This window comes from Pseudomonas sp. WS 5079 (assembly GCF_012985465.1).
Classification (GTDB): Bacteria; Pseudomonadota; Gammaproteobacteria; order Pseudomonadales; family Pseudomonadaceae; genus Aquipseudomonas.
On sequence record NZ_JAAQWN010000001.1, the window covers coordinates 740,592 to 766,968 of the forward strand.

18 protein-coding genes are annotated in these 26,377 nt (G+C 62.0%); 10 read left to right on the forward strand and 8 right to left on the reverse strand.

Going from position 1 to position 26,377, the window contains the following annotated elements; translation table 11 throughout:
* Nucleotides 1-47: 47 nt before the first annotated feature.
* On the reverse strand, nucleotides 48-404 hold the full coding sequence (locus tag HBO05_RS03200) for a DUF1937 family protein (protein WP_172311637.1): 357 nt from the start codon (nucleotides 402-404) through the stop codon (nucleotides 48-50).
* A gap of 57 nt (nucleotides 405-461) precedes the next feature.
* On the reverse strand, nucleotides 462-1,706 hold the full coding sequence (gene eutH / locus HBO05_RS03205; RefSeq protein WP_169952978.1) for an ethanolamine utilization protein EutH: 1,245 nt from the start codon (nucleotides 1,704-1,706) through the stop codon (nucleotides 462-464).
* A gap of 387 nt (nucleotides 1,707-2,093) precedes the next feature.
* On the opposite strand from eutH, the gene HBO05_RS03210 reads away from it, so the two are divergent.
* Entirely contained in the window at nucleotides 2,094-2,873 is a 780-nt protein-coding gene (locus tag HBO05_RS03210) for a DeoR/GlpR family DNA-binding transcription regulator (protein WP_169952976.1), read from the forward strand.
* Between the two features lie 4 nt (nucleotides 2,874-2,877).
* Here the strand turns inward: HBO05_RS03210 and HBO05_RS03215 are convergent, their stop codons facing one another.
* Genes HBO05_RS03215 through HBO05_RS03225 form a run of 3 tightly spaced genes read right to left on the reverse strand, consistent with a single transcriptional unit; the run spans nucleotide 2,878 to nucleotide 6,953 of the window.
* Nucleotides 2,878-4,293 (reverse strand): glycerol kinase, encoded by a 1,416-nt coding sequence (locus HBO05_RS03215; RefSeq protein ID WP_172311639.1) that lies wholly within the window; start codon nucleotides 4,291-4,293, stop codon nucleotides 2,878-2,880.
* Nucleotides 4,294-4,318: 25 nt separating this feature from the next.
* Nucleotides 4,319-5,557, reverse strand: a complete 1,239-nt coding sequence (locus HBO05_RS03220) for an FAD-dependent oxidoreductase (protein WP_172311641.1) — start codon at nucleotides 5,555-5,557, stop codon at nucleotides 4,319-4,321.
* On the reverse strand, nucleotides 5,544-6,953 hold the full coding sequence (locus HBO05_RS03225) for an NAD(P)/FAD-dependent oxidoreductase (RefSeq protein ID WP_170041226.1): 1,410 nt from the start codon (nucleotides 6,951-6,953) through the stop codon (nucleotides 5,544-5,546). The genes HBO05_RS03220 and HBO05_RS03225 overlap by 14 nt, the downstream gene beginning before the upstream one ends.
* A gap of 591 nt (nucleotides 6,954-7,544) precedes the next feature.
* Here HBO05_RS03225 and HBO05_RS03230 point away from each other — a divergent pair.
* The 4 genes from HBO05_RS03230 to HBO05_RS03245 all read left to right on the forward strand — a co-directional run bounded on the left by HBO05_RS03230 (nucleotide 7,545) and on the right by HBO05_RS03245 (nucleotide 16,607).
* Complete coding sequence (locus tag HBO05_RS03230; protein ID WP_169952967.1) at nucleotides 7,545-8,060, forward strand: sigma-70 family RNA polymerase sigma factor; 516 nt, start codon at nucleotides 7,545-7,547, stop codon at nucleotides 8,058-8,060.
* Nucleotides 8,057-8,995: a FecR family protein gene (locus HBO05_RS03235; protein ID WP_172311643.1), complete on the forward strand. Its 939-nt coding sequence runs from the start codon at nucleotides 8,057-8,059 to the stop codon at nucleotides 8,993-8,995. The genes HBO05_RS03230 and HBO05_RS03235 overlap by 4 nt, the downstream gene beginning before the upstream one ends.
* A gap of 65 nt (nucleotides 8,996-9,060) precedes the next feature.
* Nucleotides 9,061-11,472, forward strand: coding sequence for a TonB-dependent siderophore receptor (locus HBO05_RS03240; RefSeq protein WP_172311645.1), 2,412 nt, complete (start codon nucleotides 9,061-9,063; stop codon nucleotides 11,470-11,472).
* 140 nt (nucleotides 11,473-11,612) lie between these two features.
* Nucleotides 11,613-16,607: a glycosyltransferase gene (locus HBO05_RS03245; RefSeq protein ID WP_172311647.1), complete on the forward strand. Its 4,995-nt coding sequence runs from the start codon at nucleotides 11,613-11,615 to the stop codon at nucleotides 16,605-16,607.
* Between the two features lie 19 nt (nucleotides 16,608-16,626).
* On the opposite strand, the gene HBO05_RS03250 is transcribed toward HBO05_RS03245, so the two are convergent.
* Nucleotides 16,627-17,949: a PLP-dependent aminotransferase family protein gene (locus HBO05_RS03250; RefSeq protein WP_169952959.1), complete on the reverse strand. Its 1,323-nt coding sequence runs from the start codon at nucleotides 17,947-17,949 to the stop codon at nucleotides 16,627-16,629.
* 91 nt (nucleotides 17,950-18,040) lie between these two features.
* Between HBO05_RS03250 and HBO05_RS03255 the strand changes: the two genes are divergently transcribed.
* From HBO05_RS03255 to HBO05_RS03275, 5 genes are all read left to right on the forward strand, one after another.
* Nucleotides 18,041-18,931, forward strand: a complete 891-nt coding sequence (locus HBO05_RS03255) for a DMT family transporter (protein WP_172311649.1) — start codon at nucleotides 18,041-18,043, stop codon at nucleotides 18,929-18,931.
* A 52-nt stretch (nucleotides 18,932-18,983) separates the two neighbouring features.
* The gene (locus tag HBO05_RS03260; protein WP_172311651.1) at nucleotides 18,984-19,478 is read left to right on the forward strand and encodes a PaaI family thioesterase; all 495 of its coding nucleotides are present in this window, start codon (nucleotides 18,984-18,986) and stop codon (nucleotides 19,476-19,478) included.
* Nucleotides 19,479-19,524: 46 nt separating this feature from the next.
* Nucleotides 19,525-20,412 (forward strand): YghX family hydrolase, encoded by an 888-nt coding sequence (gene yghX, locus HBO05_RS03265; RefSeq protein WP_172311653.1) that lies wholly within the window; start codon nucleotides 19,525-19,527, stop codon nucleotides 20,410-20,412.
* Nucleotides 20,413-20,454: 42 nt separating this feature from the next.
* The gene (locus HBO05_RS03270; protein ID WP_172311655.1) at nucleotides 20,455-21,378 is read left to right on the forward strand and encodes a LysR family transcriptional regulator; all 924 of its coding nucleotides are present in this window, start codon (nucleotides 20,455-20,457) and stop codon (nucleotides 21,376-21,378) included.
* 230 nt (nucleotides 21,379-21,608) lie between these two features.
* On the forward strand, nucleotides 21,609-22,835 hold the full coding sequence (locus HBO05_RS03275; protein WP_169952948.1) for an MFS transporter: 1,227 nt from the start codon (nucleotides 21,609-21,611) through the stop codon (nucleotides 22,833-22,835).
* A 44-nt stretch (nucleotides 22,836-22,879) separates the two neighbouring features.
* Here the strand turns inward: HBO05_RS03275 and HBO05_RS03280 are convergent, their stop codons facing one another.
* Nucleotides 22,880-23,848 (reverse strand): DUF2931 family protein, encoded by a 969-nt coding sequence (locus tag HBO05_RS03280; protein ID WP_222932558.1) that lies wholly within the window; start codon nucleotides 23,846-23,848, stop codon nucleotides 22,880-22,882.
* A 92-nt stretch (nucleotides 23,849-23,940) separates the two neighbouring features.
* Nucleotides 23,941-26,355 carry a DUF3772 domain-containing protein gene (locus HBO05_RS03285; RefSeq protein ID WP_169952944.1) on the reverse strand — a complete coding sequence of 805 codons (2,415 nt, stop codon included), beginning with the start codon at nucleotides 26,353-26,355 and terminating at the stop codon, nucleotides 23,941-23,943.
* Nucleotides 26,356-26,377 lie beyond the last annotated feature (22 nt).

Below are 26,377 nucleotides of genomic sequence, written 5' to 3' on the forward strand. Positions count from 1 at the left end.
ATCGCGGGCAAGCCCGCTCCCACAAGGGTTTTGCGTTGCCGGGGGAATTAGTTGAACTCGGCGTGGACCTCGGACCACAAGCTGACCTTCTGCCCACGGCTCTTGAAGAATTCGATCTCGCGCTTGATCCCGGAACTCAGGTCCCAGCCCGGCAGGTCAAGGATGATCAGTTCTTCCATCATGTCCATGAACAGCGCATCCACCGGCGCCCACAGCTTGCCGATGGTGGCGCTGTCCTTGCCTTCGAACGCGAGGTTGATCGGGTGCGACATGGACACCTGGCTGAACACCCCATGACCCGACTCGATGATGATGGCCGCCACCTTGTTGCACTGGATAAAACGCTCGTGGGTCACTGACGCATCGGCATGGCTGTAGGGGCAGGCCAGAAAAATCTTTCTCATTGTTACCTCAAGGCAATGCAAGGGCACGCGCCCTTGCCGTGGATTAAAGAGTCAGGGTCACACCGCCTGCGCAGCCGGCACGCCGGCCTCATCGGCCTCTTCGCGCTCGCGCTCCTGCGCTTCGTAACGCTGGGCGGCGGGCACCGAGATCTTGATCGCGATCGCCACTGCGAGCAGGCCGCCAAACAACTTGGCCAGCAGGATCGGCATGATCAGCGTCGGCTGGAAGTTCGCGGTAAAGGCCAGGTGGTCGCCAATGGTGGCCTGCGCACAGACACCCAGGGCCACACACAAGACCTTGTCCCGGGCATTCATCTTCTTGAACAGGTGGTAGACCGCGATGATGTTGGCAAACACCATGACAAACGCCGCTGCGCCATCGGCTGACAACCCGATGTGCTTGCCCAGCACTTCCATGGGTTTCTTGCAGTAGCGGTTGAACAGGTAGCAGATCGGGAACGTACCGGCGAGCATGATGCCGATGTAGCCGGCAATCTCGATGGCACGGAACAGCTCCTTCTCGTCGGCGAACATCGGGTCGAAGCCCCACACACCGAAGTTCTTCATGAAGAACCCGGTGAAGTGCTCGACGATGGCCAGCGCCAGGACGATCTTGATAAAGGCATCCATCAACTTACCGAACACCAGGAACCCGGCCACCATCCACGCCGCCCGGTAGCGCAGGCCGGCGGCCAGCAGGAAGCAGAACACAAACAATGGCGCGAGCAAGCGCACGCAGTCGACAAACCCCAGGCTCAGGTAATGCAGGGCCGGCGAGGTGGTGGAAACGATATCCCGCACCGGCAGGTTGAAGGCGGTGATCATCATCAACGACGCAAGCACCGCAAACGGGATGCTGATCAAGCCGGCCATGGCCCCCAGCGCCAGGTACTTGTGGTCCTTGCGTTCGAGCATCATCAGGCCGACCGGGATCAGGTAGACGATGGTCGCGCCGGAGGTATAGCCAACGATCATGGCGGTGATCCACATGTCGCGGTTCGCTGCCAGGGCATCGGCCAACTGGTAGCCTCCCATGTCCACGGCGATGATCGACAGCGCCGCAATCGACACGTCGGAACCCATCGCGCCGAAGTACGGCCCTAGTGCGACCTCGATGAATTTGGACAGGTACGGGATCGCCACCATGATCCCCGCCTGCGCCAGGAACACCGGGCCAATGGAGTGAATGCCGTTGACAAACTCCTTGCCCAGGCCGCTGTCCGGCTTGATCACGGATGCAAACGCGCCAACCACCGCGCCGATCATGATCAGGTAAATAACGTAATTGCCGAATTCCGCCATTGCTTTCGCTCCATCTGTACTGAATCAATTGTTGTTGTAGGAGTACGCCCCAGTTCGGTCGCTCCATTGGCCAAACGCGTTTTACAGCCCCATTTGTGGCGCTTTCACACCCTATTACTAACCACTTCCCATGCCAATCGTGTGTTTTTTGTGGTTTTGCGGGTTAAACACACTGGAATCGGTCAACTCTATTGCGTAATCTCTGATCACACCTTTCAAGGCAGCGGACTCTACGGCCGTGAACGGCAAACGCCAATACCAAGTTCACACCACCTCCACTGGCGCCCACGCGCCCCGCCGCTTACTGGCGGGGCATCATTTGAGTGCCTCGGTAACAGCACTGCGCCGCCGTGGCGCATTCACGTAGCATCAAGAGGATGGTTGCCCATGCGCCCCAATGAAAGACGCCAACATATCCTTGAACTGCTACGCCAGCGTGAACGCATCTCGGTCGACGAGTTGGCGCGCACCCTCGGCACTTCGCAAGAGACCATTCGCCGCGACCTCACGGCCCTGGCCGAAGATGGCCAGGTCACCAAGTTCCATGGCGGCGCCTCGCTGCCGCCCAGCGGCGAGCACGAGAACGCCTTCCAGACCCGGATGAATGAATTCTCCCAGGAGAAACGTGCAGTGGCGCGCTTCGCCGCCGGGCTCTATGCGCCGGGCGACAGCCTGCTGATCGATACCGGTACCACCACCCTGTTCTTTGCCCGTGAACTGGCAAGGCTCAACCGCATCACCGTGATCACCAACTCCTTGTTGATCGCCGCCGCCATTGGCGCCAGCGGTAATCGCGTGTTCATGATCGGCGGCGAATACCGCCCCGAATCGGAACAGAACATCGGCGCCCTGGCCATGGAGCAGATCGCCCGGTTCAACGCTGAGCATGCGGTGGTCACCATTGGCGCCTTGAACACCGACGGCGCCTTTGACTTTTCCATCGAGGAAGCGGAAATCACCCGCGCCATGATCGCCCGCACGCGCTACCTCACGGTGATTGCCGACTCCTCGAAAATGGGCAAGCGTGCGCTGTTCCAGGTATTCCCCCTGGAGCGCATCGACCGCCTGATCATCGACCGCAAACCCTTGGGCGAACTGGCCAAGGCCCTGGCCGAAGCCCAGGTTGAAGTCCTGGAAGCCCCTGCCCTGACCCGGCCGGAGTGGTAAGCGCTCAGCGCCAGTCGCGGCAGCGCGTCACCGCATCGCTGAACGTGGCCCGCCACTGCTGGGCCTGGGCGGCACTGACTTTGGGGTGATAGCTGGTGCTGGTATTGCGCGGCGGCTTGAGCGCCACGCCGAGGCCTTTGGCTGCCAGCGCTGCGCAGCCGAATGCGGTCAGCTCATCGAAGCGCTGGGTGACGATGCAGCGCTGCAAGGCATCGGCGAGAAACTGCGCAAAATAGGGGCTGCGCGCCAGGCCGCCATCGATGGACAGGTGATCGGTGACGCTGAGAAACCCGTCCATTGCGCTGATCACTTCCACACTGCGCAATGCCACACCCTCAAGCACGGCCTGGCACATATCCTGGCGCGTGGTGCTGCCATTCATGCCGACCCACAGGGCTGCCGCGCTGCGGTCCCAGTGCGGGCAAGCGAGGCCGGACAACGCCGGCACAAACGCCAGTTGGCGGCCAATGGCCGGTGCTTCGTCGAATGCCGCCAGCTCCGAAAAATCGCTGAACAAGCCAAGCCGCCCGGCCCATTCCACGGCTGCGCTGGCATCGTAGACACCACCGTCCATGGCGTAAGTGGGCTTGCCGTCGATCTGCCAGGCGATGGTCGCCAGCAGGCCCTTTTCCGGGGCGCGGATGATCTGCTCGCCGGTCACGGTCAGGGCAAACGCCCCGGTCCCATAGGTGATCTTGGCGTCGCCCTCATTGCGGCAACCATGGCCGTAGAGCGAGGCTTGCTGGTCGACAATCGAGGCGGTGACCGGCGTGGCGCCGATCTCGCCAAAGTGCCCGACGGTGTCGCGGATCTGCGGCAGGGTTTCCATGGGCACGCCAAACAGCTCGCAGAGCTGGCTGTCCCACTGCCCGGTCGCCAGGTTCATCAGCGAGGTGCGCGAAGCGGTGGTGACGTCCGTGGCGAAGACCCCGGTCAGGCGGTCGAGAAAGTACGCATCGGTGGTGCCCAGGCGCAGCCGTCCGGCGCGCAATGCGCTCTGCGCGGCTGGCAGGTTGCGCACGATCCAGGCCAGCTTGCTCGCCGAGAAATACGGGTCCAGGGGCAAACCCGCACGCTCCAGGGTCAGGGCCTCGCCGCCGTCGCCGCGCAACTGGGCGATTTCGGGCCAGGTGCGATTGTCTTGCCAGACGATCACCGGGGATAACGGCTCGCCGGTCTGGGCGTCCCACGCCAGGCAACTCTCGCCCTGGTTGGCAAGGCCGATGGCGTCCACCTGGCCGGTGGCCTCCAGGCAACGCTGCAGGTTACTGAGCAGCTCCAGTGGATCGTGCTCCACCCAACCAGGATGGGGATGGTGTTGCTGATGGCGCAACGAGAGCTGGATATCAGCTGACCCATTGTCACTCACCACCAACACGCGGGTGCTGGTGGTGCCTTGATCGAGCGCGGCAATCCGCATGTTTAAGACTCCTCGGCAGGTCTTGTTAGTGGCCGACAAAGTCGACTTCGAGTTGCTGTACGCCCTGGGGCAGCTTGAGGCTGGCGATGGGTATCAATATCCGCCGCTCGGGCAGCGAACTGCCGGCGCGGGCCCAGATTTCCTGGCCATCGGCCCGTACCACCAGGCGCCCTTTCACCCCACGGTTGACCCGCAGTTGCAGGTGCTGCATACCGGCCACTGTGGACGGGCTCAGGCGTTGCGGCACGCAGAGCTTCAAGGCGCCCTTGCAGGCGATCTCGATGCTCGGCGCAGCAGGCGGCAGTTGCCCCTGCAGATCGCGGGCGATCATCGTAGCGATCTTATGGCCTTCGCGAAACGACCAACCTGCCGTCTCGACGGGGCGCAGCAGATTCCCCGCGGCAAAGTAGGCCGGATCGGAACAGCGCCCGTATTGATCGACATGCGGGCCGCCGCTTTTCGGGTCCAGCCGCAGCTCGCTCAAGCGCACCAGGCTCGACTCGGGAGTGAACTGGCCGGTAAGCAGCACGCCGTCACAATCGAAGGTCTGGGTCTGCCCATCGGCCAGGCGCACCGTTGCGCCCTCTACCCGCCCGGTGCCGTGGATTGCCAGAAGTTGTGCACCGAAATGCATCGGCACCCCGCACAACCGCGGAAACAGCGACAGCGGCCAGCGCGCCGTGGCCCGCAGGTTGGCCTCGATCATCGCCACCGGTTGGATTCCGGCACGCCGGCAACTCATGACCGCCGACAGGCTGACCAGCTCGGTGCCGACGATCAGCGGACGCTCAAAGGGCTTGAGATGCTCCAGGTACAGGTAGGACTGAAACGCGCCGGTATTGATCACCCCCAGCGGGCGATCGCCGCCCAGCAGGCGCGCCGAACGTGGTGTTTCCCGGGCCCCGGTGGCAATCAGCACGCGTCGCGCCTGGATCACCCTGGCGCCCTCCGGGCTCACCAGTTCCAGCCGCCCGCCCAGGCCCATCTGCGTCACCGAGTGCTTGACGCGAATCTGCACCCCGGCCTTCAACGCCTGCGCGACGTTTTTGCGCGCATAGCCAGGCCCTGTATAGACGCGGCCGTATTCGCGCAAACCAAAGGGCGGGTGCCCACAATGACGTGGGATACCACCCGCCTCGGGCTCACGCTCAAACACCACCACCGTGCCAACGCCCAGCTTGCGCAGGGTCATCGCCGCCGACAGCCCCGACGGCCCGCCACCGATAATCGCGACATCAATCTTTTCGACTTCAATGGGCTTCATGACAAACACCTGTGGCAAGGGGAATGGCCAGGTGGCCAGCGCTCAGCTCGGCCACCCGCGCCCCACAATAAAAGCCCTGGCAGCGCCCCATGCAGGCCCGCGTGCGGCGTTTCAGGCCGCCCAGGTCACCGGGCGGCAGCGCGCTGGCCAAGGCATTCTGGATTTCCCGCAGGGTCACCATTTCACAGTGGCAGACGATTTCGCCGTAGCCCGGCCGGTGGTAATCGCGGGGCAAATGTTCGGCGAGATTGGGCAGCACCGGCCATTGCAGGATTGAGGCGGGGACTGGCGTGTGCTCGCGCTGATACAGGCTGAACACGTGCCGGGCAATGCCCAGCGCCGCCGTCAGGCCGGTGGAGCGGATGCCGCCGACGCTGATCCAGTTCTTACCTTCGACCCGCTGCACCCGATACTCTTTCTTTTCCGTGGCCGGGCGCAGCGCGGCATAGGTGGCGGTGACCGGCATGCCGTCGAGCGCAGGAATCCGCTCGACGGCCGCGTCCACCAACTGGCGCAGCACGTCGCTGTCCAGGCCTGCGTGCAGGCGGTCTTCCTGTTCTTCGGCGGTAGGCCCCACCAACAAATTGCCGTAGACGGTGCGGGTCAGGACGATGCCCTTGGTGCGCTCGTTGGGCACCGGCAGGATGATGTTGCCCAGGTAGCGCGCGGCCGCCTTGTCGAACACCACGAACTGGCCTTTGCGCGGGTGGATGGAGAAGCTCGACGCACCCAGCAACTGTTGCTCCAGTACATCGCCGAACAAGCCGGCGCAGTTGATGATCGTGCGTCCCCGGATAAACCCGTTGGTGGTCTCCAGGGCCCACAGTTCGCCATCGAAATAACCGCCGTTGACCTCGGTATTGAAGCGCACCTGTGCCCCATGCGTCATGGCCTGGAGTAGATACCCAAGCGGCGCCGACCACGGATCGATAAGAAATTCACCAGGCACCTGGACCGCCCCCAGGGCGCTTTGGGCCAGGTGCGGTTCAAGGCTGCGCACCCGCTCGCGGCCGATCAGGCTGACATCGGCAATCCCATTGGCGTGTGCCTGTTCGACGATGCCGTGCAGCTTGTCCAGGTCATCCTCGTTCCAGGCCACCACCAGCGCGCCGGTCTTGAGCAGCGGCAACGACATGTTCTGGTGGATGTCCAGGTATTCCTGGTAGCCGTCCTGCATGCATTGCAGCTCCAGGCTGCCGGTTGGCGCATCGAAGCCGGTGTGCAGGATCGCGCTGTTGCCTTTGCTCGCACCAGAGAGGATGTCCGGGCTTTTTTCCAGCAACAGCACCCGCGCGCCCTCCAGGGTAAAGCGCCGGACCATCGCACATCCCACAACGCCACCGCCGACAACGATGACGTCGTAGATGCCGCTCTGGTTCGGGAAGGGTTTCGTCATTATCAAGCCTATGGGTGAAGTAAGCGCAGAGGTTGCCGTGAGTGGGTGCAGGGCATATGCCACTGACCGAAACGGGGTTGGAATGACCGATTGGCCATCACGGTTCCCTCACTGCCCAAGGACTGCGCGCCAAGGCATGCAGCCGCCGCCATGCCAGCGCCTAATGTTTATGGGTACCCGGGCTTTAAACACAACGTGGAAAAGGCTGACCGGTTCGGTGCACACAGAGCTGATTCTGTCAAAAAGACGTTACTGTCGATTCGCTCAATACGCGAAAAACGCTACATAAATACACAACCACTTAGAACTAAGTTACTTTTCAACACTTTTTAGGCATGACCCCGACCGCTATTCCACGGCCATATCGCGCTCAGAGCGCGATACTCAGTCAAAAAAACCAACAAATATTGACCGATATGCAAAATTAACCACATTAAATTCGCCGACCGACGACGTAAGGCCGTCTTTTCTCGAGTCCTTCTATAAAAGACGTTGAACGGGCCGGTTCTGAGACCGAGGCCCCCTCGCCCATTGCAGCCGCCAGTCAGAAACAACTAGAATAAGATTAATTCCCACTTACGAATTTTTCGCATGAAACCAGCCCAGCCCGCCGAAGCCGCGACGCTTGAAGCCCTGTACCGCGGCTACCACGGCTGGTTGCTGAGCTGGCTGCGCCGGCGCGTGAATTGCTCCCAGCACGCGGCAGACGTGGCACATGACACGTTCATCCGCCTGCTGTCGGCCAGCCCCTACGTGGCGCCCCGCGAGCCCCAGGCCTATCTCGCCACGGTGGCCCGCCGCCTGTTGATGGACAGCAATCGCCGGCGCCGCCTGGAGCGGGCCTATCAGGAAGAACTGGAACGCTGCGCCCAGTACCTTGAGCAAGCGCCCTCGCCCGAGCAGATCCTGCAGGCGGTACAGGTGCTCGAAGCGATTGACCGGGCCCTGGCGCGGATGAAACCACGGATCCGCGAGACCTTTATCCTGCGCCACCTCGATGGCCTGGATCAGGCCCAGATCGCCGAGCGCCTCGGGGTTTCGGTGCGCACCGTGCAACAGGACCTGGTGGAAGCCCTGCTGGCCTGCGACGCGTGCGCCCAGGCATGACCCCGGCCATCCTGCGCCAGGCTGCCGAGTGGCTGGTGCGCCTCGACCATCAGCCCGACGCCGCCAGCCAACAGGCTTTCCACGCCTGGCTGGCCGCCGACCCGCAACATCCATTGGCGGTTGCGCGCTTGCAAGGCCACCTGTCGCCACTCAAGCAGGCGCCGGCCCGGGCCGCGTTGCGCCGGGCGCGCCAACAGCCGAAGGCGATCAAGGGCCTGGCCCTCACCCTGTTAATCGGCCTGTTTGCCCTGCCGGCCTATCAGTACAGCCAGCGCGGCTACCTGTTCGCCGACCTCAGCAGCGCCAGCGGCCAGTGGCAGCAACAACGCCTGGCCGATGGCAGTGCCCTGCAACTGGATGGTGGTTCGGCGGTGGACCTGCACTTCGACGCCCACCAACGGCGCATACGCCTGCTGCGCGGTGAGCTGCTGGTGGACGTGGCCAAGGATGCCCAGCGCCCGTTCTATGTCGACACCCCGCAAGGCAGCATTCGCGCCCTGGGCACGCGTTTTATCGTCGAGCGCAGCGGCGATGCGACGGTGGTCAGGATGCTCGAATCGTCCACTCGCATCGACAGCGGCACCCAACAATTGACCCTCAACCCCGGCCAGCAGGTGCGCCTGGAGGCAAGCGGCCCAGGGCCGGTGGAAAAATTCGATGCCCGCGCCCACGAGGCCGCCTGGAACACCCACCAGTTGCTGGCCAACGACGAGCCCCTGGCGGATGTGCTGGAGCGCCTGGGACGACATCGCAGCGGCCTGTTGCTGTTCGATCGCCAGGCCCTGCAAGGCTTGCGGGTCACGGTAATGCTGCCGGTCGACGACCCGGCGCGGGCCTTGCGCCTGCTCCAGCGCACGCTGCCGATCGAAGTCAGCAACTACACACCGTGGGTCACCCGTGTGTCCTTGAAAAACAGCGCGAATAATTCTCAATAAAGTCTGCGTGTTTTCGGTTTTGCCGCGTCCTTTCCTTGGCCAACATCCAAAGGAGCACCGATTACATGTCTTCCAACCCATCCTCCCGTGGCAGCCTGCTGCTGGCCAGCCGCCTGCTGTTTGGCTGCCTGCCGCTGGCATTACCGGCCATTGCCTACGCGCAGCAACAGGTCCAGGCCTTCGATATCGCCCCAGGCCCCCTCGGCGAAGTGCTCAGCCGCTATGCCCAGGCCGCAGGCACGCCGATAGCCTTCCAGTCGCAACAAGTGGCCGGCCTGAACAGTGCAGGCGTGCGCGGCAGTTACAACGTAGTGGATGGCTTTGCCAAGGTGTTGGAAGGCACCGGCTTTGCGGCGCAAGCCAGCGCCGATGGCTACCAGTTGCAGGCCTTGACCGAGGCCAGCGGCACCCTGGCACTGGCTGCCACCCAGGTCACCTCCAACCAGTTGGGCACCGTCACCGAGGGCACCGGCTCCTACACTCCGGGCACCATTGCCACCGCCACGCGCCTGGTCTTGACGCCCAGGGAGACCCCGCAGTCGATCACCGTGATCACCCGCCAACACATGGACGACTTCGGCCTCAACGCCATTGACGATGTGATGCGCCACACCCCCGGCATCACCGTGTCGACCTACGACAGCGAGCGCACCAACTACTTCGCCCGTGGGTTTTCCATCGAAAACTTCCAGTACGACGGCATCCCCACCCTGCGCAACTCGGCCTACTCGTCCGGCCAGACCCTGACCGACATGGCGATCTACGACCGGGTGGAGATCCTGAAAGGTGCCACCGGCCTGCTGACCGGTGCAGGCGCGCCGGGGGCGACCTTGAACCTGATCCGTAAAAAGCCCACCCGTGACTTCAAGGCCAGCATCGAACTGGGTGCCGGCAGCTGGGACAACTACCGCTCCCAGGTCGACGTCAGCGGGCCGCTGACCGACAGCGGCAATATCCGCGGGCGCGCCGTGGCGGCCTATCAGGACAAGCATTCGTTCATGGAGCGCTACCAGCGCAAGACCAGCGTCTACTTCGGCTCACTGGAAGCGGATCTTGACGACGACACCTTGCTGACCGTGGGTTTTGACTATCAGGACAACGACCCCATGGGCTCGGGCTGGTCCGGCAGCCGCCCGCTGTTCAACACCAAGGGCGATCGCATCGACGTCAAGCGCTCCTACAACAACGGCGCCAAGTGGAGCCGCTGGGAGCAATACAACCGGGGCGCCTTCGCCACCCTGGAGCGCAGCTTCGCCAATGGCTGGGTAGCCAAGGCGCAAGTGACCCACCAACTCAGCGGCTACCACGCGCCCCTGGGCTCGATACAGAGCGCGCCGAATCCCGACACCGGCCTGTCCACGGTCTACGCCAATAAATTCACCGGCCAGACCCGTGCCAATGCCGCCGATGTGTACCTCAGCGGCCCCTTCAGCCTGCTGGGGCGCGAGCATGAACTGGTAGTGGGTGGCTCGGCCTCCAACTCCCACTGGAAAGGCAAGGACTACGGCAGCCCCAAACACGCCAACGGCAATGTGGTGGACTTCTGGAACTTCGATGGCAACTTTGCCGAACCCGACTGGGGCGCCCCCACCTACGTCAACGACCTGACCACCCGCCAAAGCGCTGGCTACATGACCTCGCGCTTCAACCTGGCCGACCCGCTGAACCTGTTCCTCGGCGCCCGCGTCGCCAACTACAAGCTGCGCGGCACCGACGACTCCACCGAAACCGGGCGCCTGGTGCCCTACGCCGGCGTGACTTACGACCTGAACGAAAACTTCACCGCCTACGCCAGCTACACCGACATCTTCATGCCGGAAAGCTACAACCGCGACCGCAACAACAAGCTGCTGGAACCCTCCGAAGGCAAGAACTACGAAGGCGGCATCAAGGGTGAATTCTTCGGCGGCCGGCTCAACACCAGCCTGGCCTACTTTGAAGTGCACCAGAGCAACCGCGCAGAAGCCGACGCCGAATACAACGCCGCGCCGACCAACCCGTCATTGGGCTATGCCACCAAGGGCATCGAAGCCAAGACCAAGGGCTTGGAGGCCGAAATGTCCGGTGAACTGCTGCCCGGCTGGCAGGCCCAGGCTGGCTACACCCACAAGATCATCCGTGACCAAAGTGGGCAGAAGGTCTCGACCTGGGAGCCCGAGGACCAACTCAGCTTCTACACCACCTACAAACTCAAGGGCCCACTGGACCGCTTGACCGTGGGCGGCGGCGCGCGCTGGCAGAACCGAAGCTGGCAGGAACTGTACAACCGCTACAAGGCCAAGAACGAGGAGTTTGCCCAGCAAGCCTACTGGCTGGTGGATGTGATGGCGCGTTACCAGGTCACCGAAAACCTGTCGGCGACGCTGAACCTGAACAACGCATTCGACAAGAAGTACTACACCAATATCGGCTTCTACAACACCGCCTATTACGGCGATCCGCGCAACGTGATGCTGACGACCCGCTGGGATTTCTGATCAGAACATAATTGAAACATAAGGAAAGTCATCGGCTGCCAAAACAAGGGAATCAACCTGGGGCAAACCGCTACACAAGGCTAACGCCCGGTAGCGGTTGACACCCAGGCCCATTCCCGAACTTTGAGGCAGCAATCCATATGAGCAGTATTTCCCAGCCCAGCCCTGCGCAGCGCCCCCCACGCCAGCTACTCAATCTGCCTGTCACGCCGTTGCCCTCGCGGCACAAGCGTGAAACTCCCACCCCATCTGAATCAGCAGAACATCCTCGCACCGTGGGTGATCGCGCATTGGCGACGGCGTATAGCTCGGCATTACTGGAGGTCGCCAATCGCCAAAAGAATGTGACGATCAACACGATTGCTCCCGACTCCACATTCGGCCAGTGGTGGGCACAACTGCAAAATGCCTTCAAGTCGCCCGACGTCCGTCAGTGGCTTGAAGAAAAAGGCATCAACACCCGCTCGATCACCCTCCACCCGGAGTCAGGAACGCTCTCTTTCAAGCGCCAGCACTACCTTGACCCCGAACAGAAGCGCCACACAGTCGGGCTCGACGACGCACGCTGGGCAGCCATCAGTGGGCCCATCCTGCAGGCCGGCAAAGTCGTTGCGGCGGGCCACGCTGACACGACGTTCTCGCCCCCCGCAAGCGATATCCATGACCCGGTTCCCTATTGGCTGGTCGGGCACTTTTACAATGAGCGGCTGGACCTGACGGGCCCGTCGATGCGCCTGCGTGCTGAACAAATCGATCAACAGCAAGGCTTTACCAAGCTCGATCCCACCACCAGCGCCGATTTGATCAAGGCGCGCAGCGACAGCGCTCTGTACGTGCAAAAAGCGCACTTGGGGGATATTGGTAGCCGCCATCAAGCCATCGCCGAGCTTCGTCACCTGGCGTCTGGCGTCGAATCCGGCAGCGAATATGTGGGGCAAATCCAGAATGCGCTGACCAAAACGATGATCGACCTGCCGGCCGACAGCACTTACCAACCCAGCACCAGCGGCCAACCCAATAGGGTCAGCCTGCTGCAATTTATCCAAGACCATGGCTGGGATATCCCGACCGATCACGCACAACTGGTCAACCTTGCCAGCGCCCTCGCCACGCCCCCCCCCAAGGCTGCGAGCAATGGCAACCTGGGTGGCGCGCTGGCCTGGCCCGTATCGCTTGACCAGGACAGCCAGGAACAATTGCAGTCGGATATACGCGCAGGCCAGTTCGGCGATCTGACCCTGCGGCCCTTTCACCGTGTGCTGGATTATCTGCTGCAGGGCAGGCAAGTCTCGCCTCAAGAGCAGAGTAATCCACGCCTGTTGATTGATACCTTGATCAATTCTGCCCGAGGCCAGGCACTGGGCAGTGCCATCCAAGCCACCTTCGCAGCTCGCGCCGTCAAAGGCAGTGCCGCTGATTGGCTGCTGGCGGCCTTGAACGTCGAGAGCACCAGCGCACCCACCGGCCAAGTACCCGGCGAGATCGCGGGCTACCGACTGGTTTCGCCCGGCAACGTCGGTAAGTCGGCCGCCACGGTCTGCGAGGAATTGGCCGCGCACCTGCTGGCCCAGGGGCGTGCAGCCTCGCCCGTGCAAGCCACGCTTCAAGCCCATCTGCTACTGGCCAGCCGGGCGCCGGCGTTCCTGGTCAAGGACATTCCGGAGCAGGTAGTGGTGGGAACCCACAGTTGGGTCAGCCTGGCCACGGCAACCGCGCGCATTGAAGCAAAAGCCCCCGGGGCAACGGCGACGATGAGCTATGCGCAGATCATGCTCGACGCGGGTACAGCGCCCATCACGGAAGAAGAACGGCAGGTGGAATACAGGGCCCAGAGCGAGGCGATCAAAGACTGGGGGGCAGCCAGCGGCATGGGTTACCCCGTGACGCCCGCCGCAATAACTGCCGTGCGCGAGGCATTCAGCGCGCAAGTGCGCGAACTCAAGGAGGCCTCCGAAACCCAACTGCCGCCCATGCCCACCACCAAAGCCATTGCCCTGGAACAGCTCAAGCATGCGCTGCCGGAGATGGACCCGGCACTCTTCGACAAAAAATGCATTACCTCGCAGCCCGCCAGCAGGTTTTTCCCCGGCCCCTACTCGATCCTGGACCTGTATATCGACGGTCGCGGGCTCAACGGGGCACCCGACTCGGCGGACAACTGGGGAGAGACCGGCCGTGCCTTTGTAAGGGACCTGACGTACGGCACCATCAACATTGAGCCTGATGGCAAACCTGCGGCGTGGGTTTGCTCATCGACTGCGATCAACCTCAACGAGGTCATGCCCAAGCTCAAAAACCTGGCGCGCCCCTTGGAAGTGTTCAAAAGGACATTTGCCGACTACGCCAACGACGTCAAAAAAACCACGGCTACCCAGATCAAGCTACTGATTTCCAAACTGCCGCTCACCGACAGGCAGAACCTGGAGTTCGGAAAAATAACCATCAGCAAGGAGATGCGCTACACACGGGACGATCAGCCCATTCAGGTTGAACCGGGTGTTGTCCTGGTCAAGACCGAACGCAACGGTAGCGTCATGACCTATGCCATTGATCGCTTGAAGGGCACGGTGACCCGGCGGCCAGACCAGAGTTACAAGGAGTACGCTCCCCAGAGCAGTTTCATGCATTCCTCTGGCGGTAAAAGATTCGATGCAATAACACCCTCGGGTCAGTACGCAGCGGGCATAACCCAGGAAACCCCAGGTGTAGAAGACGCCCCCAATAGCTTCAGCAGTGCCAGGACCCGCTACATTGCTGATGCCTTGATCAAGGACATGGAACTGCCTGCTGTAGAACGCTATGCCAAGGGCGCCACTACCTTTGATACGGAAGTACCGACCTATAAGATCCTTGAAGAGATTGCGCTCAATCTCATTCCCTTCAGGTCGGCCATCAAGAACTTTATCGAGGGCAATATCGGCAGCGGCATTGTCGATCTGGCGTTTGATATCTTCGGTTTTGCAATCGGCCTGGGGCCGGCCGCCAAAGGCGCAAAAGCCCTAGCCACCGGAGCATCGGCCCTGTCGAAACTGGGGCGTACCGGGCAGATCATTGGGCGCGCGGCGGTTGGTGCGCTCAATCCAGTAGGGGGTATCGATGACTTGGCGCGCTCTGTCGTAAGCCTGGGGCGTACCGCCCACAAGGGCGTCAAATCCTTGCGCGGCAGCTACCGCAGTGTGAACCTGCTGGAACTGGCAAAAAAACCTGACATTGCCGAAGGCACCTACAAAGCAGCCAGCGGCGCACTTGAAAACAAGGCCCTGGCCAAGTTCGATGAGGCGAGCCAAAAGTGGTATGCCTTTGACCCTCGCACGCAACAGGCGTACGGCAAATCACTGGACCATTTCGTCGTTGATACGCCCAGGTTAAACGACCCCAACAGCTTGCCGGCCATCGGCGCCGAGGTGGCAAAGACCGCCAGCCAGCAGCACGGTCTGGCAGCAACCGGTACGTTCCGGGTTGGGCAAGAGACAATCGAGGGGAACGTCGTACTGTTCCAGGGCAACTGGCATCAATACGACGTGCTCAAGAAAAGAGCCTTTGGCCCCCCACTGAATGATTTCAAACCCAGCCGGGTGGCCGCCAATGGTGAGGTGAAATCGCTCAATACCGACCTATTGGGTTACGAAATCAAACATATCGCGGCGGATGAACTCAGGCCTAAAGGGCTGCAAGGCAATGTCTACACGGGCCAGAGCCATAAGGAATACGTCAGGGTCGATGGTGCGTTTTATGAGTCGCGTTTGAAAGAGGGGCAGCGGGTCATCGTCCACCCCGGCGGCGCGGGCGCGGATATCCCCGTGCAGGATCTGGGCATGGCTGGGTGGGCCCCCACATCCAGGGCCAACCAGTTGCTGGGAGGGGCCGGCAGCACGCCAACACCCTGGAAACTTGGCGACAGTACGTATGTAGTGCCAATGGACGATATCAAGGCAACGGGCAACCCAGCGTCGCCCTATGCCATCAACTACATGGGCGAAGACCAGAGTGTCAGCTTCAATAGCTCCATCGGTACATGGAAAGCCACCCGCCTATTGAGCGGCGCTGAACGGCCAAACCATCTCTACTACTGGAGAACCGGCAAAGGCAAATGGCAGCGGGGAACCATCGATGAGCTTAAAAAAGCCAAGCGGATCGACGCACACAACTACCATTTTGTTGAGGCCCCCGCGCCGATCACGATAAATGTCCCCAAAGATGTGCAGCCTTTACCCAAAGAACTGCATTATTTCTGGGCTGGCCAGGACATCCCCGCCAACCTGGTCGACAACATGGCCAACAATGCAAGCAAAGCGTGGGGGTATAAATCTGTGCTGCATGTGGATGCCGATAACCCAGCGGTTTTTCAACAGATAAAAAGCAAACTGCAAAGCAAGGCCCCTGGCCTGACGGTGATGAACCTCAATGAAGACGAGGTTTTCAAACAGCTGAAAAACGGCGAACTGTATAACTACTTTCGCCAAGGCCAGGGGAAAAACCTGGCCGCCGCGTCGGATGTTGCACGCTATCCCATCATGAATAAATACGGTGGCATTTATCTCGATACCGATGATGTCATTCAAGCTGACATCGGCAATACGCTACTAAAAGCGGGCGCCAATGATGTCCTCCTGAATAAACCTGTGGCCCATAGCCTCACTGACTACCACCCGTTCTACAACACCAGTAACTTTGCAACGCAGCCTGGCAACCCTGTCATTACCGATATGATCGCCGAAATGAACCAGCGGTTTTCCGCCAACAAGCCCTACTTCGCAGCCAATCGCCCCACCGTTACCCGAGGGTCAAATGGGCAGGTGCAATACACCCCTGAGTTCAACGCCTATGAGCGCAAAATTTTTCAGACGGTGGGCCCCAATTTGTTTAACGACGTACTTAAATCGAAAAGACCGGACATGTACGACCTGGGTTTCGATGGCATTACCAAAGAATCAAAAGTTGTCGATAACAAAGTCGTCTCATCCGGGCCGGTGGTCAACATTGAAGCGCGCCTGCGCCAGTTTTACACGAGCAAGGGCATTGTCCCTTCCGAGCTGTTGGGCCTGCGGATCAAGCAAATGAAGGAGCACTACTACCCGCTGTTCCATCAGTTCAAGGTCAAAGTAGGCGCCGAACACTCCTGGATCGACGGCTGAGACCGCGTGCGGCGGGTGGTTACTCAACCACCCGCCGTACCTTGAGCAACGCCGCGCGCAACGCGCTCTTGTCCACCGAGCCCAACGCCAGCCTGATTGCATGGGGCACATGCCCTGACACCGCAAACGGCTCGGCAGTGGACACCGAAACACCCTCCTGCGCCAACGCCATGGTGACCTGATCCGCCCGGGCATCCTCCCCCAACGGCAGCCATAAAAAATACGACGAGGGATGGCTGATGTACTCCACCCCCGCCAGCACCTCAGCCGCCAGCGCCTGCCGGGCCTGGGCGTCCTGGCGTTTTTGTACCTCCAGTTGGAGTACCGTGCCGTCCTCGATCCAGCCGGTGGCGATGGCCGTCATTACCCCCGGCGCATTCCATACCGTGGCCATGACCGTCCTTTCCAGCGCCGCAACCCACGCCAGTGGCGCCACGACGAACCCCACCCGCAGGCCGGTGGCGACACTCTTGGACAGCCCGCCCACGTACACCGTGCGCTCCGGCGCCAGGTGCGCCAAGGGCGGTGGCGCGTGCTCGACGAGGAAGGCATAGGCGGCGTCTTCGATCAGGATCAGCTCGTGTTCGCGGGCGATGCGCACCAGTGCCTCACGCTGGTCGAGCCCCAGCACCCAGCCCAGGGGGTTGTGCAAGGTCGGCATGCAGTACAGCGCGCGCACCGGGCGTCGGCGACACAGCTGTTGCAACACTGCCAGGTCCGGCCCGCGCGGCGTGACCGGGATCGCAACGAGCTCCAGGTGCAAGGTCTCGGCCAGCACCTTGAAACCGGAATAGGTCAAGGCATCCACCGCCACCACATCGCCGGGCTTGAGCAACGCCATCATGCTCACCGCCAGGCCATGCTGGGCCCCGCTGACCACCAGCACCTGCTCGGCCGCGACACTCAGGCCACGGTGCAGCAGATGCCGCGCCATCACCGCCCGCTCATGGACGCGCCCGGCATGGGGCTGGTAACGCAGCAGCGCTTCCAGGTCGCCAGACAACGCCAATTGGCGCAAGGCCGTGCGCAGCAGGTCGGCCTGGCCGGGCAAGGACGGGTAGTTGAAATTCAGATCGAGCATGCCCGCCGCCACCGCCATTTGCCCACTGCCTTGGCCGGGCGCCAGGGCAATTTCCCGCACAAAAGTGCCACGCCCGGTCTCGCCGCTGACCAGGCCCATGGCCTCCAGTTCGCTATACACCCGGCTGGCCGTGACCAGGGCCAGGCCATGGGTGGTCGCCAATTGGCGGTGGGTCGGCAGGCGGGTGCCGGGCACCAGGGTTCCAGCACGGATATCCCTGGCGAAAGCATCCACCAGGGACTTGTAGCGGGCACGGGGCATGGGCGATGTATCCATGACAATTTTTTGATTGTCGCAATCTTCAGCCCTAGGATGCCCGAAACGCAACCCTCCCCTCTCGAGCGCCCCCTGCATGGAACAAACGTCCCGGACCATCACCCCCGAACATAGCCGCAGCGGCTGGATCAATGGCTTGATCGGCGTGCTGATTTTCAGCGGCTCGCTGCCCGCCACCCGCTTGGCGGTGCTGGAATTCGAACCGGTGTTCCTGACCGTGGCCAGGGCGAGCATTGCCGCCGTGCTGGGCCTGTGCCTGTTGTGGCTGTTGCGGGAACGTCGCCCCGCGCGCAACCAGTGGGGGCCGTTGCTGATTGTCGCCCTGGGGGTGGTGATCGGCTTCCCGTTGCTCACCGCCCTGGCCTTGCAGTATGTGACCTCGGCCCACTCCATCGTGTTTATCGGCCTGCTGCCCCTGGCCACCGCGGTGTTCGGTGTGCTGCGCGGCGGCGAGCGACCGCGCCCGGTGTTCTGGCTGTTTTCGATCCTGGGCAGCCTGCTGGTGGTGGGCTATGCCCTGGCCCAGGGCCTGAGCGCCGCCCCCGCCGGCGACCTGCTGATGCTATTGGCGGTGCTGGTGTGCGGGCTGGGATATGCCGAAGGGGCCAAGCTGGCACGCACCCTCGGCGGCTGGCAGGTGATCTGCTGGGCGCTGGTGGTTTCGCTGCCGGTGGTCGCGCCCCTGACCTTGCTCCTGGCCCCCGCCTCCTTCACCGGCATCAGTTTGGCGGCGTGGCTAAGCCTGGGTTACGTGGCGCTGTTCAGCATGTTGATCGGCTTTGTGTTCTGGTATCGCGGGCTGGCCCAGGGCGGCATTGCGGCGGTCGGGCAGTTGCAGTTGCTGCAGCCGTTCTTCGGCCTGGCGCTGGCGGCCAGCCTGCTGCATGAACCGGTGAGCCTGGGCATGCTCGCCGTGACCGTCGCGGTGATTGCCTGCGTGGCCTTGGCTAAGAAGTTTGCGCGATAGGGGCGTGGACCTTTAGGCTCATGGATTGGCCCAAGAACAATAAGGATGCACGATGCACACCCCTTCCCTGCAAGACACCACGGCGCCGGACGGCGTCTGCTACGGCTGTGGCCCCAGCAACGCCCACGGGCTGCATATCAAGAGCCGCTGGGATGCGGACGGCGTGCATATCGTCGCCGAGCACCTGCCCGACGCCCAATACTGCGGCTGGCCCGACCTGGTCTACGGCGGCCTGATCGCCATGTTGGTCGACTGCCACTCCAACTGGACCGCCATGGCCTATCACTACCGTGCTGAACAGCGCACACCTGGCGAGTTGCCGCGTATCGACTGCGTGACCGGCAACCTCGGCATCAAATTCATCAAGCCCACCCCCATGGGCGTGCCGCTGACCTTGCGCGCGAAGGTCGAGGGTGACGTCGGGCGCAAGAGCCGCGTGATCTGCGAGGTGTACGCCGATGGCGTGCTGACGGCGATTGGCGACTCGATCTTCGTGCGTGTCGATACCGGGCGCCTGGCCGATACGGCCCATGGCCGCCAGGCCTGAGAATGGTCTACATTCAACGCCACGTGCCGAAAAAAGGAACCTGACGATGACGCGCCTGACCGCTAAAGACTTCGCCCCTGAGCTGCTGGAGCTCTACGACGGCTATGCCCACGGCAAGATCAACCGCCGCGAGTTTCTCGACCGCGCGGCCCTGTTCACCTTTGGCGGCCTGACCGCCTCGGCACTGCTGGCTTCCCTGAGCCCCAACTACGCCCTGGCCGAGCAGGTGAAATTCACCGACCCGGACATCGTTGCCGACTACATCACCTACCCCTCGCCCAAGGGCAACGGCTCGGTGCGCGGCTACCTGGTCCACCCGGCGAAGGCCACAGGCAAGCTGCCGGCGGTGGTGGTGGTCCACGAAAACCGTGGGCTCAACCCCTATATCGAAGACGTCGCCCGGCGCCTGGGCAAAGCCGGGTTTATCGCCCTGGCGCCCGATGGCCTGAGTTCGGTGGGCGGCTACCCCGGCAATGATGAAAAAGGCGTGGCGCTGCAACAGACCGTCGACCCGGCCAAGCTGATGAATGACTTCTTCGCCGCTATCGAATGGCTGATGCATCACGACGCCAGCACCGGCAAAGTCGGCATCACGGGCTTCTGCTACGGCGGTGGCGTGACCAACGCCGCGGCTGTGGCCTACCCGGAACTGGGCGCGGCCGTATCGTTCTATGGGCGCCAACCTGACACCAGGGACGTGCCGAAGATCAAGGCGCCGATCATGTTGCACTTTGGCGAACTGGACACACGGATCAACGAAGGCTGGCCGCCTTATGAAACCGCCTTGAAAGCCGCAGGCACGACCTATGAAGCCTACATCTACAAGGGCGCCAACCACGGCTTCCATAACGACTCGACCCCACGCTACGACGAGGCCGCGGCGAACCTGGCCTGGGAACGCACCTTGGGCTGGTTCCGTAAGTACCTCGTGTAATCACACCGCCCCCTGATCAATTCAAATCAAGAAGCAGCAGACATGATCGAAACCCGCCTGCTACGCCAGTTCATCGCTGTGGCTGAAGAACTGCACTTTCACAGGGCCGCCATGCGCCTGCACATGGCCCAGCCCCCTCTGAGCCAGGCCATCAATCGCCTGGAGGGCAAGCTGGGGTTCAGTCTGTTTACCCGCAGCAAGCGCGGGGTAAAACTGACCCCAGCCGGTGGCGCATTCCTCGACGCCGCTTATGGCACCCTCAAGGCGTTGGCGCTGGGCATCGAACACGCGCGCCAGGTGGCGCAGGGTATCGCCGGCAAACTCACGGTGACTGCCGTGTCGATCACCTACTACGAGCCACTGCTCGATAGCCTGCGCCGGTTCCGCGAGACGTTCCCAAAGGTGCAATTGATCATCAAGCAGATGCCTTCCGCCAGCCAGGCCCAGGCCATTGCGTCGGGGGAAGCGGATATTGCCTTCATACGCAAATTGCCGATGGCCGCACCAAACATTGCGTCGCGCCTGTTGCTGGATGAGCAGATCGTGATGGCCCTGCCGGCCGATCACCCCAAGGCCGGCGACGGCCAGATCGACTTGCGGGACTTCGCCGGCGAAGACTTTGTGTTTACCCCTCAAGCCCTGGGCAGCGGTTATCACAGCCAGCTTATCGCCCTGTGCGAGGCCGCCGGCTTTTACCCTCGGGTGGTACAGGAGGCCGTGCAGCTCCATACGCTGATCGGCCTGGTCGCCTGTGGCTTCGGCGTTGCCCTGGTGCCGGAGTCGATTGCCAACTCGATCCTGCGCGACAAGGTCGTGTTTCGTCGCATCGCCCCGGTAAGCGCTTTCCCCAACCCAGCCATCGGCCTGTACCTGAGCTGGAACACCGACAACCCATCACCGTTGCTGGACAGCTTTATCGCCCTGCTCGACTTCAGCGCCACTGCTGTGCCTTCGACCACCGATTAGTCGCTGCCCGTGAGCGTGCCACGGCATTAGCACCGCAGAGACGGGTGATCGCTGGCGCTGGCGAGTCGAATCGGGGGCTGGCCTTGTCAAAACCGTGGGTCGCATTGATTGCAGTGATGATGACTATCAAACCGAGCGGCCTGTTTAATTGGCAACGCTGATTCCTATAATCGCCTCCACATTCTTCCCCGGCCTGGCTTCAGGCTGCATTCCCCCCGGATCTTCGCCCCATGCCAAGCGCTAGCCAGGCCCCTCATAGCCTTCCCGAACATAATCAACAGAGCGTCAAACAGCAGTGGCTGGCGATTCTCTCGGTTGCCGTGGGGGCCTTTGCCCTGGTGACCAGTGAGTTTCTGCCGGTGGGCGTGCTCAATGATGTCGCCAGTGACCTGGGCATCAGTGCCGGCCACGCCGGTTTGATGGTGACCCTGCCCGGCATCATGGCCGCCCTCGCCGCGCCCTTGCTGTCGGTCAGCATTGGCACCATGGACCGTCGCTATCTGCTGATCGGCCTGACGCTGATCATGATCATTGCCAACTCGGTGGTGGCGTTGGCCAGTGATTTTGGCCTGCTGCTGTTCGGCCGTGTGCTGCTGGGCATCAGCATCGGTGGTTTCTGGGCCACCGCCATCGCCCTCAGCGGCCGCCTGGCGCCCAGGGGTGTGGGCGTTGCCCAGGCCACTTCGATCATCATGGTCGGCGTGACCCTCGCCACCGTGCTGGGCGTGCCGGTAGGCACCTGGCTGAGCGGCCTGATGGGCTGGCGCATGACGTTCCTGATTACCGCACTGATGGGCGTACCGGTACTCCTGGCGCAGATTTTCCTGCTGCCACGACTCAATCCGGAGAAGGCCATTCGCGTCAGCGACCTGCCCGCCTTGTTTATCAACCCCCAAGCGCGGGTCGGGTTGATCGCGGTGTTGCTGATCGGCCTGGCGCACTTTGCCGCGTACACCTACGTTGCGCCCTTCTTCAAGCACAGTGCCGGCTTCGATGGACCAACGATTGGCTCGTTGCTGCTGTTGTTTGGCGTGGCCGGGGTGATGGGCAATATCTTTGCCGGTTTTGCTGCCAACCGCAGCGTACGCCACACCCTGTTGCTGGTGGCGCTGATGATCGGCACCAGCACTGCGCTGTTCCCCCATTTCGCCACCGGCATGACCGGCGCAGCCATGCTGATCGCGCTTTGGGGCTTCGCCTTCGGCGCCTTTCCGGCCTGCGCCAGTATCTGGATGTTTGTCGTGGCGCCCAAGGATGTCGAACGCGGCATGCCGCTGTTCGTTGCGTTGTTCCAGGTGATCATTGCCCTGGGCTCGTTCTTTGGCGGGCGGATCGTCGACCAACTGGGCAGCTCGGTGCTGCTGAGCCTCGCCACAGTGCTGGTGGGCTTGGGTTTTGTGACGGTGTTGGTGCTGGGGCGCAATGTCAGCAACAGCCTTGCGGCCCAGCCCTGCTAGCTGGCTGAGCATTGCAGTGGGGCTCTCCTATCGGCAGGGGGAGCCTACTCGATCCTGCGAGACAGCCTGACGTTGGCTTTGCCGATGGGCAACTCCTGCGCGCCCGACCTCAATGCCAGGGAAACCCTGGTGTTTTGCGCGTCAACCTTCACCACCAGGTCGATATCTTTTTGCTTGCCCAGTTTCTGGAAAGCCTCAAGGATTTCTTCTTCATCGAAGGCGTCAATCCACACGCCATACCGGCCGTTTCCATTGCGCCAATAGAGGCCACAGAACTTTGGGATGGCCCTTTTGGCGTAGTGGTTATCCTGTAGATCCTTTGCGAATAAATTTTCCTGCTCGCCGTTGTAGGCACTGAAGCCAAAATCGAGCCATTCGCCCTTCTCCAGGACAACCACCGGTCTCCAGCTATATTTCTCTCGGTAGACGCCATAGATTTCTGGCGCAGGATAGCCTTGCGTCAGTATTTTTTGCCGGATTTGCGGGCTGAAGGTCTTATAGGAAGGATCATTGAGCATGCGCTCTGCATAGCCGTCTTTAAACATGTACTGGGCATTGCTGTAGGCGCTTTGCTTGGTAATGGTTGTAGCCTGCGCCTGAAAGGCCCCGACTTCCTTCTGATGCCCCGCTCCGCTCAGCCACAGCACCACCCGGCCCTGTGGCGCCAAGCCCACGACAAAGGTGCTGTAGGTGTCTTTTTTATGGGTCTCCTGATCGATAAAGCCCTCATCCAAGAGGCGCTTGATCGCGTCTTTGTCCAAGGCCCAGTGACCGCTATAGAACGTGCGCTCCACCAGCGAGTACCAGGTAAATTCCAGCTGATAGGGCACGCCCTTTTTTTCGATCGCGGTGGTCATCGTTCCGCCCTGGCTGCCCCAGCCGGTGTTCTGCGTGCCCCAGATCGCATCAAAACCGTAGGTAAAACCCTCAGCGATTATGGCGCCACGGTAAACCTCCATCGGGTATTCCTGTGGCGCAGATACCGTTCCCGTCCAGCTGTAGGTTTCTGGCATGTCTTTACTCTTGCACGCGGCCATCGAAAAACAGAACAACAGCGCAGCAATCACAGTTATCGGGGTTTTTATTGTCACGCAGCGCTACCTCATCATGGCTTTACAGGAACATCGCCCGCCACTGCGCTTCCCTCTCCCGGAACCAATACCAAGCTCTGGGGCGAAGACAACGTAATGCCCATTTCCTGAAGGCGGGCAAGCAGGATGAACAGCAAGTCACTGCGGGTGCCGGACACCGAGCGCGGGCTGTTGACGTAGCCGCTGACCCCAATGATCAGGCCGTCCCTGGCCAGGTCCTTGAACGTGACCGAGGGTGCCGGCGTATCGAGAATCGCCTCGTGCTCGGTAAACGACTGCATCAGCAGTTCGCGAACCTTCAATACATCGGTATCCAGCGGCAACGTGAGGGTAATGCCCACCACGCCCAGGGCGTTGCCCATGGTGACGTTGCGCACGTTTTGCGAGATGAATTGCGAGTTCGGCACGATCACCGTCGAGCGGTCGGACATCTGGATCTCGGTGGCCCTGACGTTGATCCGCCGAATATCGCCCTCCACGCCCCCCAGGCTGACCCAATCGCCAACCTTCACCGGCCGCTCCGTGAGCAGGATCAGCCCGGAGATGAAGTTCTGCACAATCGCCTGCAAGCCGAAGCCGATGCCCACCGACAAGGCACTGACCACCCAGGTCAGGCTGGTCAGGTTGATCCGCAGGATCGACATCACCAACAGAGTCAGCAGCACAAAGCCCAGGTAGCCCACCAGGGTCACCAGGGAGGCGCGCATGCCGGCGTCCATGTTGGTTTCCGGCAGCAGCCGCTCGCTCAGCCAGCGCTTCAAGGTGCGCACGGCGAACAGCCCGATGACAAACATCAGCAGCGCAATGAGGATGTCCTGGGGAATGATGTGCAGGTTGCCCAGGGTCTTGCTGGACTCGCCCAGTTGGCTGAAGCCCTGGAGCAATTCGCTGGGGCTGGAGCCTGCCGGAAGGAAAGCCGCCATCACGGCGGTGAGCAGCAGCAATGTACGGCCAACGCCCGCCAGCACCGTACAGGCCTGGGCCTGGTGCCGTGGCGACAGCCCCAGGGCATTGGCCAGTGCCAGGCCGCTGGGCTGCTTGGGCGAAAGCAGGGTTTCGCAGACGTCGCCGAAAAAGGCGATCAGCAGGTAGGCCGACGCCGCCACGACGCTGACCCACAGCAGCTTGACGGTAAGGAAGTAGGCCAGGGACAGATACCCGGTGAACAACGCGAGGACAATCACCGCCACCCAGATTGACGCCACAAAGGGCAGCATACCGGCGAGCCCACCCGGGCGCGGCAGCTCGAGTTTTTTGCGCACATGGCGCACGCGCAACATCGCGGCGATAAAGATCAACGCGGTGGTCAGGGCCGTCAGGCCATTGAGCGCCACGGTCAGCGCCAGGCTGGCGCCAGTGACGTTGTTGATGCGCTCCTCGGTGGCCACCAGCATCAGCGCCACCGCCAGAATCGCCGGGAAAGGCCCCAGGGCACTGGCGATTTCATCGGCAATGGCCGGTAACCGCCAGGACGGTCGCGGCAGCATCAGCAAGGCGCGGCCAAGGCCCGCAATAAACGCACAGAACGTGGCCAGGGTGACCAGGTGATCGGAAAGCCGGGCCAGGTTTTCGCTCAACACCGCGTTGCTCTCCAGCCCCCAGCGCATCAGCGAGACCGCCCCCATGATCGTCAGGATCGACGACAACCCCACCGCCACCGCCAACGTACTACGCCGCAGGCGCCCCTCCGGCAGCCAGCGGATCATTGCCCAGGTGAGCAGATGCTCCAGCAGTCGCCGGCCGAAACTCCAGATCAGCACCGCCGCCAGCAGCGTGCTGAAAAACGCCCAGCGGTTCTCGGGGCTGACGGCACTCTTGAGGGCGACGATACCTTCGGCCTTGAGGTTGTCCAGGCGTTGCAGGTCCTCGCTGGTGGGGCGGATCAGGGTCGACCAGAAGGTGGGGCTGAAGGGCGAGTCGGTACGTGAAGTGACTTGGGAGTTGAACAGATTGCGCCGCAGGTTGACGATCTGCGCGGCGAGGTCGCGGCTCGTCTGGCTCAGTTGCTTGGCCTGCTGCTCATCCTCAAGCAGGCTGTTCTTCTTGCGGGTCAGGGCATCCCGTTGCTCGGTGAGGCTCTGCGCTTCGCCGGGCTGGGCCGCGCCCAATACCTTGAGTTGATCGTCAAGGCGCTCCATCTCGGTGGCGCGCACCGTGAGCAAGGCCGCGGCCAGTTGTTGCACCTGCAGCGCGCCCTGCCGAAACTCCGCCAGCTTCTCGTCACTGGTACTGACCGGCACGCTCTGGCGAATCAGCTCAAGCTGCTGGCTGAGCTGCTTGAGGTCGGCGTCTTCGGGCAACAGCGGCAAACTGTCGACGACCTCGACTGGCGCCGGTGTGGCGCCCGCCTCTGCCCATCCCGCCGGGCTGATAGCCAAAACCATGGCCAACAAGGCCTGGCAGATGACGCCCCTATAAATTCGCCGCATCAACAATTCACCCTTTCTGTCT